The organism is Haloarcula amylolytica (assembly GCF_049705545.1).
Classification (GTDB): domain Archaea; phylum Halobacteriota; class Halobacteria; order Halobacteriales; family Haloarculaceae; genus Haloarcula; species Haloarcula amylolytica_B.
In genome coordinates, this window is record NZ_JBNAMU010000001.1 from 1,595,969 (window position 1) to 1,608,912 (window position 12,944).

The following is a 12,944-nucleotide window of genomic DNA, read 5'->3' on the forward strand; positions in this document are numbered from 1 at the left end:
AGGTTCGGGCGGCGTGGCGTGCTACCGACAGCCACACAGCCGGGAGCTAATCCTGGAGCCGTTCGGTCGTCTGAACGAGCGGGTGGTGTGCGTAGTCGACGACCTCGATATCGTCGATCGACCCCAGGTCGGAATCCGCCGCCGTCTCGGCCATCCCGAGTTCGACCGTCTCATCGAGGACAATCACGTAGGCGTCCATCTCGTCGATGTCGAGCCGTGCGGCGGCTTTCACGCGGTGGTGGCCATCAGCCAGCAGGAGGTCCCCGCCGTTGTCGATGACGACGAGCGGTTCTGCCAGCCCCCGTTCGAGTTCGTACACCCGGCCTTCGAGTTCGTCGGCGTACACCGTCGTCTGTGTCGGTGTCAGCTTGTCGAGGTCTACCTCACGGCGGCCTTCGTGCGTCGTGATGCCGTGGATGTTCTCGAGCGTCCGGCTGAGCTTGTCCACCTTACCCGGTGTCGCCCGCTCGATCTGCGAGCGGATCACGTCGGCGTTTGAGATTATACCGACGAGGTGGCCGGCGTCGTCGACGACCGGGAGTTTCTGGATGCCCGACCGCAAGATGACGCGCGCGGCGTCTTGAACGGCCATGTCCGGGTGCGCGACGAGGATATCGTCGGTCATCACGCGAAACATCGGCTCGTGGTCTTCCGCGAGCAGCAGGTCGCGTGCGCTGACGAACCCTTCGACGCGGCGGCCGTCAGTCACCGGAAACCCGCTGAAGTGGTCGTTGTCGGCGATCCGTCGGGCGACCTCCCCGACGGTGTCGTCGAGTTCGACGGTGGCAACCTCGCGTGTCATGTAGTCTCCGACCGTCGGTCGACTCGATTCCTCCATCGGCGCGATGTTCTCGACCGACGGCAAAAAAGGCTCGCCTACGGCGGCTCGCTGTCGTCGGGTTCGACGAGCGTCTCCGGGCTGTCGTCCGCCTGTTCTGACTCGTCGTCCGCCTGTTCTGACTCGTCGTCCGCCTGTTCTGACTCGTCGTCCGCCTGTTCTGACTCGTCGTCCGCCTGTTCTGGTTCGTCGCTACCGTCCTCGTCGCCGTTTTCCAGAAACGTCACATCGGTGTTCCAGTCCTCTGGGATGTCGTCACCCGATGCCTCAGATGTCCTTCCAGCCGTCGTGATGGTGTCTTCGCCGTCCCGTCTGAGCGCCGTCGACTCCGTGAACGCGGCCACGTCGTAGTCAGCGCGTGCGTAGACGCGCCCGAGCAGCCGGTGGGACCGCGACTGGATGGCGTCGAGAAACCGGTCCGTGACGATAGAGCGGACGATCTCTTCCAGCGACTCCTCGCGCTCGTCGACGGTGATCATCCCCAGTTCGATCTGTGCGCCCGCCATATCGGCGTGACCGCCCGCGGACCCGATCTGTCCGAAGGCGTCCCGCAGGGCCTCGCCGAGGTCGATGTCCGCCCCGCGAGCCCGTGCAGAGGCGTAGATCGTCCCGTCGACGACGCCGTACACCATCGTCGCCTGCACACCTTCGAGATCGAGCAGCCTGTCAGCCGCCTGTGCGAGCGCGTCCCGGTCGGTTATCTCGCCAACGCCAGTCAGGAGCACCGACCCCTCCTGTTCGCGGTTCGCAATCGCTCGGCCGATGACCGACAGCGTCTCCGGGCTCACGCTCGGGTCTTCGATGCGCTGGAGCGTCGCCATGTCGGCGTTCGTCACGAGATGCGCGGCGGCCTCGAAGTCCGCGGCGGCGACCTCCCGACGGAAGTCCTTCGTGTCGACCTGAATGCCGAACAGCAGGCCCGTCGCGATTGGGGTCGGAATATCGATGTTGAACCGCCGGAGATAATCGACCAGCAGCGTGCTCGTCGCCCCGACGCCGCTCCGGAGATCGACGAAGCGGGCTTCGATCGGAACGCGTGGCGGATGGTGGTCGATGACGATGTCGATGGGGGTCTCCGGCGGGAGCTGGTCGTTGACGCCGGCCCTGGAGTGGTCGACAAGCGCGAACGCGTCGAACGCGTCCAGTTCGTCCGGGGAGTCAGCATCCAGGTTCCGGAGGTCGAAATCGAGGAGGTTGACGAACGCCCGGTTCTCTTGATGGGAAATCTCCCCGTAGTAACAGATCGTCACCTCGCAGTCGGCCCGTTCAGCGAGCGCTCCGAGGGCGACAGCGCTGGCAATCGCGTCCGGGTCGGGGTTGTCGTGCGTGACGACGGCGAGGTGGTCGTCGATGTCCCGCAGTACCTGATGGAGCTGTCTAGTTCGCGTTCCTTCGTCGCCGACCGACTGCGTGACGTAGTCGGTGACGACGGCCTCCGGCGTGACCAGCCGGTCCGCCACGCTATCGAGCCGCTCGCGCTGGTCGGCCGTCGCGCCGCGGCCAGCGTAGGCGAGCAGGAACACGTCGGGAAAGCAGTCACGAGCGGCCGTCGCCGCGTCGGCGTTCCGCTCGGGGTCCTCGCTGGCGACGATGACGCTCTCGGGGTGAAAGTCGATATCGGCGAGAACAGATGGATCAGTCTGGTCGGCTTCGAATACGTTGATACCGTCCGCCCGAAGCGTTTCAGCACGGTGCTCGTCCTGGGTCACGACTGCCAGGTCGCCGCGGTCGTCGCTAATCGCGTCGAGAAGGTCCGCGGCCGTCGGCCCGAGTCCGAGCACCAGCCGAGAAAGCATACCGTGCAGTCAGCGCTGGAGCGTCTAAAAACCCGTTACTTCAGCCGTTCCTGGAGAAACGACGGATGCGCGGCGGTAACGCCGTCGAGCGCGAGAATCTTGTCTTCGATCACGTCCGCCAGCGAGTCCCCGTCCATCGCTCGGACCTCCGCCATCAGCATGTGGTCGCCGCTGGACGTGTACAGTTCCTCCATCTCCGGGATCTCTTTGAGGTTCCGCGTGGCCTCGACGTAGCAATCGCTCGCGATATCGATGCCGACCAGGGCAATCGACTGGCCTGCCAGCTTCTTCGGGTCGACATCGGCGGAGTAGCCGACGATGACGCCCTCCTCTTCGAGTTTCTGAATATATTTCCGGACTGTCGGCTTCGATACGTCGGCTCGCTCCGCGATTTCTGCGTACGAAGCCTGTGCGTCCTCTTCAAGGACCGACAGGATTCGACGCTCCGTGGACTCGGCACTCATGGACTAATCTTTTCGGTGCATGAAAAAATATCTTCCGAACCAGAAACCCACGTTCGAGGGGGGTGTCTGCAGTCCGGCAGCGGGCCTTACTTGTGGTGTTCGAGGAGGTTGTCGTAGGTCCGCTCCCACTCCGCGTCCTCGTCGAAGTACCGCTCTGCGAGCGGTTCGTCCGGCATCTCACCGATCTGGCGCTTCTCCTCGCCGTAGGAGGGGCGCGCGTCCTCGACGTACATCCGACCGGTCAGCACTTCGCCCTCGTACAGTCGCTCCTCGGTCTTTCGCATCATCTCGGCGGCTTCAGCGCGGTCCGAGACGTCGAAGTCGAACTCGTCGGACTGCTGGACGTCCGTGTACGGGACGTAGTGTTTCGCGTCCTTGTTCCAGGTCGGACACTGGGTAAGGAAGTCGATGTGCGCGAAGCCGTCGTGTTCGATGGCTTCGGCGATGATTTCCTTCGCCTGGTTCGGGTTGACAGCCGCGGTCCGGGCGATGTATGTCGCGCCGGCGTTGAGCTGCTGGGACAGCGGCCGGATCGGCGACTTCGCCGAGCCGTGGGGCTGTGTCTTGGACTTGTGGCCCTTCGGCGACGTCGGCGACGTCTGGCCCTTGGTCAGCCCGAAGATCTCGTTGTTGAACACGATGTACGTGATGTCGTGGTTCTCACGGGCCGTGTGGATGGTGTGGTTCCCACCGATACCGTAGCCGTCGCCGTCCCCGCCGGCCGCGATGACTTCGAGGTTGGGGTTGGCGAGCTTCGCGGCCCGGGCGACGGGCAGCGAGCGGCCGTGGATGGTGTGGAAACCGTAGCTGTTGAAGTAGCTGTTGAGCTTCCCCGAACAGCCGATTCCGGTGAACAGCGCGACTTCGTCGGGGTTCTTGCCGACTTCCGGCATGGCCTGCTTGAGCGCCTTGAGGACGCCGAAGTCGCCACAGCCCGGACACCAGGTCGCCTGGGGTTCGATGCCGGGTGTGAACTCGTCGCGCTCGATCTCGCGTTCTTCGTTGATTGCTGAGAATGCACTCATAGGTTAGTCACCTGCCGCGGGTACGTACTTCATGTTGCTCGCGGCGAGTTCCTCGCCGTCGATGCTGGACTCGAACCCGTCGACGATCTCGGCGGGCTCGAATGGGTTGCCGTTGTACTTCAGGAGGCTCGACATCTTGTCGCCGTACTTGCCGAGTTCCTTCTGGGTCAGACCGCGGAACTGGGCCGTGGCGTTCATCTCGACGACGAGCGCCTCGTCGACGGATTCGAGCCACTCGGAGACCTCGTCTTCCGGGTACGGGGCCATGTCGGAGACGCCCAGTGCCTTCACGGAGTGGCCGTTCTCGTTGAGCCGGTCGACGGCCTCGAAGACGGTCCCCTGCTGGCTGCCCCACACGAGGATGCCGTAATCGGCCTCGTCGGGTCCGTGGTAGGTCTGGTGGGACGTGTTTTCGTCCAGATCAGCACGGATGTTGTCGAGCTTGTTGAGCCGACGGTTCATCTGGGCGATGCGGTTCTCGGGGTCCTCGCTGATGTGGCCCGACGGGTTGTGCTCGTTGCCCGTCGCGAGGAAGCGGCCGTCCTTCTGGCCCGGCACGGAGCGCGGGCTGACGTTCGAGCCGTCCTCGGGCTCGTGGAGGAACCGCTGGAACTTCCCGGAGGAGTGGTGTGCCGCGTCCTGAATCTCCTCTTCGGTGAGGACCGAACCGGGGTCGGCGTTCGGTTCCTCGTCGAAGTGGCTGGCCGGGAGGTTCCGGAGCTCGCCCTGGATCTTCTGGTCGTAGATGACGATAGCCGGGATCTGGTACTCGTAGGCGATGCGGAACGCCGAGCGGGTCTGCGTGTAACACTCGCGGATGTTCGCGGGCGCGAACACGACGCGGGCGGAGTCGCCCTGTGACGTGTACAGGACGTGTTCGAGGTCCGCCTGCTCGGGCTTGGTCGGCATCCCCGTCGAGGGGCCGGCCCGCATCGCTTCGACCAGCACGATCGGCGTCTCGGTCATCTCGGCGAGCCCGAGCGGTTCGGACATCAGCGCGAAGCCACCGCCGGAAGATCCGGACATGGCTTTCACGCCGGCGTGAGACGCACCGAGTGCCAGCGCGGCTGCGGCGATCTCGTCCTCGACCTGTTCAGAGATCCCGCCGAACTCGGGCAGGTGCTGTGACATGATCGTGAACACGTCGGTCCACGGGGTCATGGGGTAGCCCGAGATGAAGCGACAGCCCTCGTCGATTGCGCCGTAGGAAATCGCGTTCGAGCCCGAGAGGATGACCTGCTCCTCGTCGTGGGAGCCCTCGGGGACCTCGATATCATGGTCGATATCGAGTTCGCTGGCGGCTTCGTAGGCGTCCTCGAGAACGTTGAGGTTCGCCTCCTGCATGTCGCCGCTCATGTTCTGTTTGATGAGCTTCTCGAACTCGTCGGTGCTGATGTCGAGAATGGCCGCGGTCGCGCCGATACCGGCCGTGTTCCGCATGATCTCGCGGCCGTGCTCCTTGGCGATGCCGCGGAGGTCCATCGGGACGACGTGCCAGTTGTTCTCCTCGGCGGCCTCTTCGAGACCGATCTCGTCGACATCCTCCTCGTCGAGCAGCCCCTCGTCGTAGAGGAGGACGCCGCCCTCGCGGAGGTCGTCGAAGTTCTCGTACAGCGGTTTCAGCTCCTCTTTACCGTAGTAGGCCTCTTCCTGTGGGTTCCGGGCGAAGGAGTCACCCAGGGCCAGCAGGAAGTTGTAGCCGTCCCCGCGGGACTGTACTGGCTCGTCTTTCGCACGTACTTCCACGTACGTGTGGCCGCCGCGGATACGCGACGGGTAGTGACGATGTGTGAACACGTTCAGCCCCGACCACATCAAGGCCTTCGCGAAGTTCTGGCTTGTCGAGTCGATTCCGTCACCGGAACCACCGGCGATTCGCCAGATTAGTTCGTTGTCTGTCATGGTGAAATCCTCGGCCCCAGCTCTGGTGCCGTATCGTTCCGTTGGGGGGCCATGACTAAAGATTTTCCACTACATCACCACTCATTAATCGTTATCTTTCGGCTCAGGCACCTCAGATTGCCGTTTTCGAAATGACGCTTCGTCACTGTTGGTATGTGTTTACACGACCGATATTTCCGTCCGAGACATACTTGTCAGCCACTAATAGTAAGGCGCGTAACTCCCTCCCGCAACGACTAACACAGTGAATGCCGATGTATAGTCGAGGATGTCGTTAACGGAACTCATCGCTGGCGTCGAGGACCATCAGAAGACGCTGACTATCTTCAACGCCGGGCCGACAGCGGCCGAAGACCTTCGCGAGCGCTTCGCGGACCGTAACGTCCACGTTCAGACCGAGCAGACTGAGAGCGGGCGGCCGGGCGAGTTTATCACTCTCAGCGAGGACGAAGAGGTCATCGCGGCCGCGAGTCTCAATTCGTTTACCGACTCGCTCGACGAAGGCCGACAGTACATCACGCGGGACAACAGCCCGTACGCGTCGATTCTTGACCACCTCGACGAGACGATGTTCACCTCGTGGTCGATCCAGCGGATGACCGCCGCGTCCCGCGAAATTGAGGACCGCGCGTGGCGAGTGGGACAGGGGACGCTGCATGCCGGCTTCCAGACGCTGTCTACGCTTCAGGGCGAACTCGACCTGTACGAACGGCTGGGTGAGACTGACGTGGACGTCCACGCCTACGCCGTCCCTGACGTCGAACCGCCCGAGTACAGCACGTTCTCGCTGCATCTGGAACGGTCGGACGAGATCGCCGACTCGTGGTTTGTCGTCTTCGACGGCGGCGGTGACCCGACCCAGAAATGCGCCCTGCTGGCCGAGGAGCGCGAACCACGCGAGTTCTACGGCTTCTGGACCTACGACGAGTCCACAGTCGACTGGATCATCGACTATCTGGAGGAGACGTACGGCTATCTCGAACAGTGAGAGCCGCGTTCGACCCGGCCAACGCGGCCATTACCACGGCTCGCCGTTCGCTGCCATCTTGTCCGTGACATGACGAACGCTGCTGAGTCCCGAGAGTTCCGTATCGAAGAGACCGGAGAGCGCGTCAACGGTCTCGAACTGGAGTTGCACCTGTTTTTCGGCGTGTGGGCCGTCGTCGAGCGCCACGAAGGCCGGTGGGTCGTGGCGACCGACGACGGCGAGCACCGAACGCTTGTCGCTGTGTCGGACTAATCTCACGCAGATATCGAATCAGTCCGCAGCCCCGGACACGTCTTCGAACACCGCGAGGTCGTGGCCGAGCAGCACTTCAGCCCCCGTCGCTCGTTGTCGGTCGCGGCACCGCTCTAGGCTCTCCTTCCACGAGCCGTTGTTCCAGAGGAGGCTCGTCGCCATCGGCTGGCCCGCGTAGTTCGCTTCGACGTACGCTTCGTCGCCGACGACGAGGAGCGGCTGCCCCGGGCGGTCGATGAACGCGCCCATGAGTCCGGGCGTGTGGCCGGGAAGGTGCAGCAGTTCAACCCCGTCAGTGAGATGATAGCTGTCGCCGTGGACGATCTCCCAGTTCAATTCGCGGTCGAAATCACTGGCCAGATACGCGATAGATCCCTCGTCCGTGTTCGCGCTGTAGTACGCGAACGGGAGCTCCTCGCGGTGGACGTAGATCGGGACATCCGTGCCCGCGAAATTGTGCAGGCCGCCGGCGTGGTCTAGGTGGAGGTGACTCATCACGACGGCATCGATATCCTCGATGCCATAGCCCTCCTCTTCGAGGTCCGCTGGCAGGGCGTGTTCGGCGGCATCGACGTGTGCGAACGCCTCGTACAGCGGCACCGGCCAGTACCCGTTGCCGGCCTCCGGGTGGGAGCCCGTGTCCCAGAGGATAGTCATTTCCGACGTTTCGATGACGAGGTTCCAGACGACGTACGTTTCATACTCGTGTTCCGGATCGCGGTCCGAGGCCGTCGCGACGCTGTGGCCGTCGACGACGAAGTTCCGGTCAGCCTGTACGCGGCCCCGGTCGACGAACGTTACCGTGATCTCGTTCATGTGGTGTCTACGGGCTGTCAGAAGGTAAAGTGCGGTGCCGAGGCCCCGGGTCATCCGTACCTCGACGTGTTCGCTGCAACAGCCGCGTTCCAACGTGAAATCGATTTCGTCCCGCTCGAACGTCGGGATCCTTTTATAACGAATCGCGGTCGTCAGAGCGGGACCCACACACACCACCCTGCAAGTGTTCTCGGTGTTGGCAGGGGTGGGGGTGGGGAGGGGTGGTGGCCTTAGCACATATTTAAACACGTGGGAGATAGTTCAGCCTTATCAGTATTCTGTGATAGACGAAACCATCTATAAGTACAAATAAAGGCATCAGTGGGGCCTTATAGTCTCGATTCGATAAAACAGGCTTCGCTTGAATTAACAGGAATATGATACTGGTACCACAAAATATAAAAAGTAGATAATAGGCCTATCTCTAGTCTAGACGAGAGATACCAGAATCGCAGGACTCAAGTGAGATAACTCAAGGATCGTCGCAGCAGACTGCTTGTGGCTGTTTTCGAGAGCGATTGGAGAAACACTTGCAGGGTGGTGTGTGACTGAACGGCGTGAAAACACTTGAAACACTTGAATGGTGGTCACTGGTTTTATATAGAGTCACTCAAAACGTGGTGTACGATGGTCGACGTGAACGAGAACCCGTTCGATGGGACCGACGCGATCTTCGAACGAAAGCAACCGCTGAAAAAAGACACGTTCACGCCCGATACGATCTTCCACCGCGACGAGGAGATCGAGTTCTACATCAACGCTCTACAGGATGTCATCGTCGGCCACGACCCGAACAACGTCTTCGTGTACGGGCCGACCGGCGTCGGAAAGACTGCCGTTACGAAATGGGTCCGGGACAAACTCGAAGAGAAGGCCGAGGCCGAGGACATCCCGCTCACCGTTATCGGTCCGATAAACTGCCGGAACTACCGGTCAGCCTACGCGCTGGTCAACACGCTCGTCAACGAGTTCCGGGACCCGGAGAACCAACTCCCCGAAAGCGGCTACAGCACTGACAGCGTCTTCGAATTCCTCTACGAGGAGATCGAAGCCGTTGGCGGGAACGTGCTCATCATTCTAGACGAGATCGACAACATTCCAGCGGACGCACGGAACGACTTCCTCTACGAACTACCGCGGGCCGAAGCGAACGAGAACACACCGATCACCGATGCGAAGGTCGGACTCATCGGTATCTCGAACGATCTCAAGTTCGTCGACGTGCTGGAACCCAAAGTGAAATCGACGCTCGGAGAACGGGAAATCAAGTTCGGCCCGTACGATGCGACCGAACTCCGGGACATTCTGGGTTACTACGCCGACATCGCGTTCCGGGAGGACGTGCTCGGCGAAGACGTGGTCCCGCTGGCGGCGGCCTTCTCGGCACAGGAACGCGGCGACGTTCGGCAAGGGCTCCGGATCCTCGAAAAGGCCGGAGAGTACGCGCGGATGGAAGGTGCCGAAGGTGTGACGGAGGCGCACACGCGACGGGCGACAGACACCATCGAAACCGACGAACTCCTCGATTACTTCGAGCACGATCTGAGTTCACAGCAGGCGCTGACGTATCTCGCGACGACGCTTGCGCTCATCGAACCGAAACACGAGGCGTCGACGAAGCGGATCTACAATCTCTACTCTTCGATTGCAGAGTCGAGCGGCCGCCGAGTGAAATCCGAGCGGAAAATCTACGAGTTCCTCGACCAGCTTTCGATGCAAGGGCTGGTCCGCTCTGCCGAACGCAACCTCGGCCGCAAGGGCGGACGGAAGTACATCTACGAGGTCACCGACGACCCGACCGACATCATCAACGCTGCGCTCCAGTCCTCCTACAGCGACGCTGTGCCGAGTAACGTCAACGGGATTCTCGAGCACTACCTGGAAGACGAGGCGACCGAGTTTGAGGCACCGGACACGACCGACGACGAGCAACAGAACCTCTGGCAGTTCACGTAACCAGCCTATTTGCACACCCCCGTCGGCTCACACGGCAGAACACTTGCACGGTGGTGTGTGTGTGTTCAACGGCGGTCTCTCTATTGCGCAGTCCAGAACAGTTGCAGGGTGGTGTGTGTGCCCACAATAGCCCGTGAGCTCGAAGTTCCAACAGGCGGTTATGTGGTATTTGCTCCCCACTGCAGTGTGTAGAACACTTGCAGACCGGTGTGTCGGGTGGGTTCCGCCACAGCCTCACGGTATTCCCTTTCGAAAACACTTGCAGGGTGGTGTCAACGCCGATTCGCCGGGAAAACCGCCCAAAACGGGCTCTCCGGAACACTTGAAGGGTGGTGTACCTGCGAGCTCTTGCTCAGTATGCGAAACACTTGCAGGATGGTGTGAGAGTGGCGAATCGTGACTCGGAACAACGGCACGAAAACACTTGCAGCGTGGTGTCTTTCGGGCATTTTGGACGCTCGCATACCTCTGTATGAACACTTGCAGGGTGGTGTGTGAACACGTGTTCACTATCCTGGTCCGGTTGTAGCCGAACTGGAAACACTCGCAGGGTGGTGATGGAACACTTGTATGGTGGTGTCGGGACGGTTGTCCGGTGCTGTCAGAACACTTGTAGGGTGGTGTACTGCCCCGATATCACTCGTATGCACTTCGTACAGTAGCGTAATGACCTGTCTGGTCGGTGTGTCCAGGCAGTGCAGACTGTCCGGTAGTGAACCGCCGTCGTAGTGATAGCTGGCCAGCCAAGTTCCATCAAAGAACACTCGAAGGGTGGTGTCCCCCGTCAAAAACACGCCGTTTTCGCCGTAATCGACCAATCGACATCGCTCGAACGATGCCGATCCGTTACATCGGGGCCTGGTTGTAGATGAGGTTCCGCTGGATGTCGTTGGCTCCCTCGTAGATGACCGGAATCCGCACGTCGCGGTATACACGGGAAATGCGGTTCTCAGTCAGTACGGACCGGCCCCCGTGGAGTTGCATCCCCTTCTCCGCGCAGTCCATCGCGGCTTCGGTCGCTTTCGTCTTTGCTAGCGCGGCCCAGTAACCGGCGTTCTCTTGGTTGGCGACGCGCTCCGCCGCATGCCAGGTGAGCGTTCGGGCGGACTGGAGGCCGAGTTGCATGTCTGCCAGTTTGTGCTGGACCGCCTGAAACTCGTCGACGGTTTTGCCGAACGCCTCGCGGTCGTGGACGAACTCCCAGGCTTCTTCGATGGCCGCGGCGGCGAGGCCGATGCCGTGCCCGCCGACGACGACGCGCCCATGATTGAAGAACTCGGCGAGCATGTAGAAGCCGGCCCCTTCGACGCCGACCAGATTCTCCTCCGGGATGCGGCAGTCGTCGAGCACGATGTGGGCCTGCTTGGACGCCCGGAAGCCCATCTTCTCGGGGATGTGCTCGGCGTGGTAGCCGTCGGCGTCCGTCGGGACGATGAACATCGAGTAGTTCCCGTAGCGGTCGTTCGGGTCGTCGCCGGTCTTAGCGTACAGCGTCACCCAGTCAGCCTCGACGCCGTTGCCGATCCAGTACTTCTCGCCGTTGAGCACCCACTCGTCGCCGTCCTTCTCGGCGGCCGTCGTCATCCCGGCGAGGTCGCTCCCCGTCTCCGGCTCGGAGACGGCGAGGCCGGTAAGCTGGTCGCCGGCGGCGACGGGCGCAAGGAACTCCTCTTTCTGCCAGTCCGCGCCGTGGTCCTCGACGATCTCGGCGCCGAAACTGGCGAGTTGGAGCGTCAGCGCGATCCCTGCGTCGGCCTTGTACAGCTCCTCCGCCATCGCAAGCATCTGCTGGAGGTCGTAGCCGCTACCGCCCCACTCCTCGCCGATATCCTGTGCGACGAGGCCGGCCTCCGTGGCTGCTTCGAGCACCTCCCAGGGGTACTCCCCGGACGCGTAGTACTCTCCCGCGACTGGTTCGATGTGTTCCGCGGCGAACTCCCGAGCCTCCTCTTTGACCCCGTGTGCGTGCTCCGGAACGAGTTTCTCGGATAGCAGATCCATGTGAATTATCATGGTTTGTGTACTCATATACTCCGTGGAACTCTGCCAAACACCGGTGTAGTTGTTTCTCGGAAATCACTGATAATCGGCCAGCACGCTTTTCCATGGCTGTGGCCTTCCTCGGACATGAACCGTCGAGACTACCTGCTTGCCGGAGCCAGCCTCGGAACCGCCGGGCTTGCGGGGTGTTCGTTTCTGGCCGCAGCCGAGGCACCGCCCCCGGAAGTTCCGACACAGCAACTCGAAGAGGGTGGCTGGACGCGAACGGACCAGTCCTCGGAAACGGTGTTCGACCGGAGTTATGGCCCCGTATCCGTCGAGGCTGTCTCCAGTACGGTCCAGTACGTCGACGAACAGCTACAGAAGCGCGTCGCCAGCCGCACTCTCGACCAAGTGCAGACTGCCCTCTCCGTGTTTTTCGCCACCCGCGTCGACTTCAGTCCGAATCTGGACAACCTCCCGGGCGGTGTGGGCCGCGAGGAACTGCTGACGAAAGTCAGAACGAACGCCCGCGATAGCTTCGAACAGCAGATGGAAGCCCAGGGGTTGACCGACATCGAGAAAACGGGCGAGGGAACCATCGATATCGACACCGGCGAGACAGCCGAGACAGTCGAACTGTCTGCCGTGTACCCATTCGAGGGGATTTCGTTCGACGTGACCGAGGACGAGGCCGTCGAGATACCGGCCAGCGACATCGACATCTCGGCGATGTTCGCCGTCTGGCACCACGGCGACTTCGTCGTCATCTCCGGGGGCGCGTACCCGGCACAGAACTTCGATCAGGTCGTCGAAAACGCTCTGAGCGACGGCATCACGGTCACCGTCGATGTCGATCTCGGACTCCAGCCCGACGCCTATCGGACCGAAGTCCGGAATCTCGTCACTGGCGTTCAGTAACCGCAA

At 61.8% G+C, this 12,944-nt stretch carries 11 protein-coding genes; 4 read left to right on the forward strand and 7 right to left on the reverse strand.

Annotation, left to right across the window (positions count from 1 at the left end):
- Positions 1–46: 46 nt before the first annotated feature.
- The 5 genes from ACOZ4H_RS08530 to ACOZ4H_RS08550 all read right to left on the reverse strand — a co-directional run bounded on the left by ACOZ4H_RS08530 (position 47) and on the right by ACOZ4H_RS08550 (position 6,025).
- Entirely contained in the window at positions 47–838 is a 792-nt protein-coding gene (locus ACOZ4H_RS08530; RefSeq protein ID WP_424328870.1) for a CBS pair associated ParBc domain-containing protein, read from the reverse strand.
- Positions 839–876: 38 nt separating this feature from the next.
- Complete coding sequence (locus ACOZ4H_RS08535; RefSeq protein ID WP_424328871.1) at positions 877–2,634, reverse strand: DHHA1 domain-containing protein; 1,758 nt, start codon at positions 2,632–2,634, stop codon at positions 877–879.
- Between the two features lie 35 nt (positions 2,635–2,669).
- Entirely contained in the window at positions 2,670–3,098 is a 429-nt protein-coding gene (gene lrpA1, locus ACOZ4H_RS08540; protein WP_004591923.1) for an HTH-type transcriptional regulator LrpA1, read from the reverse strand.
- An 86-nt stretch (positions 3,099–3,184) separates the two neighbouring features.
- Positions 3,185–4,123 carry a thiamine pyrophosphate-dependent enzyme gene (locus ACOZ4H_RS08545; RefSeq protein ID WP_008313341.1) on the reverse strand — a complete coding sequence of 313 codons (939 nt, stop codon included), beginning with the start codon at positions 4,121–4,123 and terminating at the stop codon, positions 3,185–3,187.
- A gap of 3 nt (positions 4,124–4,126) precedes the next feature.
- Entirely contained in the window at positions 4,127–6,025 is a 1,899-nt protein-coding gene (locus ACOZ4H_RS08550) for a 2-oxoacid:acceptor oxidoreductase subunit alpha (protein WP_424328872.1), read from the reverse strand.
- A 268-nt stretch (positions 6,026–6,293) separates the two neighbouring features.
- Here ACOZ4H_RS08550 and ACOZ4H_RS08555 point away from each other — a divergent pair, with 268 nt between their 5' ends.
- Both ACOZ4H_RS08555 and ACOZ4H_RS08560 read left to right on the forward strand, forming a co-directional pair.
- Complete coding sequence (locus ACOZ4H_RS08555; RefSeq protein WP_336330864.1) at positions 6,294–7,013, forward strand: DICT sensory domain-containing protein; 720 nt, start codon at positions 6,294–6,296, stop codon at positions 7,011–7,013.
- A 69-nt stretch (positions 7,014–7,082) separates the two neighbouring features.
- Positions 7,083–7,265 carry a hypothetical protein gene (locus ACOZ4H_RS08560; protein ID WP_424328873.1) on the forward strand — a complete coding sequence of 61 codons (183 nt, stop codon included), beginning with the start codon at positions 7,083–7,085 and terminating at the stop codon, positions 7,263–7,265.
- 18 nt (positions 7,266–7,283) lie between these two features.
- Here the strand turns inward: ACOZ4H_RS08560 and ACOZ4H_RS08565 are convergent, their stop codons facing one another.
- On the reverse strand, positions 7,284–8,081 hold the full coding sequence (locus ACOZ4H_RS08565; protein ID WP_424328874.1) for an N-acyl homoserine lactonase family protein: 798 nt from the start codon (positions 8,079–8,081) through the stop codon (positions 7,284–7,286).
- A 627-nt stretch (positions 8,082–8,708) separates the two neighbouring features.
- Between ACOZ4H_RS08565 and ACOZ4H_RS08570 the strand changes: the two genes are divergently transcribed.
- Positions 8,709–10,037, forward strand: coding sequence for a Cdc6/Cdc18 family protein (locus ACOZ4H_RS08570; RefSeq protein ID WP_424328875.1), 1,329 nt, complete (start codon positions 8,709–8,711; stop codon positions 10,035–10,037).
- An 846-nt stretch (positions 10,038–10,883) separates the two neighbouring features.
- On the opposite strand, the gene ACOZ4H_RS08575 is transcribed toward ACOZ4H_RS08570, so the two are convergent.
- A complete protein-coding gene (locus ACOZ4H_RS08575) occupies positions 10,884–12,038 on the reverse strand; it encodes an acyl-CoA dehydrogenase family protein (RefSeq protein ID WP_424328876.1) in 1,155 nt (384 codons plus the stop codon).
- Positions 12,039–12,164: 126 nt separating this feature from the next.
- Between ACOZ4H_RS08575 and ACOZ4H_RS08580 the strand changes: the two genes are divergently transcribed.
- Positions 12,165–12,938: a hypothetical protein gene (locus ACOZ4H_RS08580; protein WP_424328877.1), complete on the forward strand. Its 774-nt coding sequence runs from the start codon at positions 12,165–12,167 to the stop codon at positions 12,936–12,938.
- Positions 12,939–12,944 lie beyond the last annotated feature (6 nt).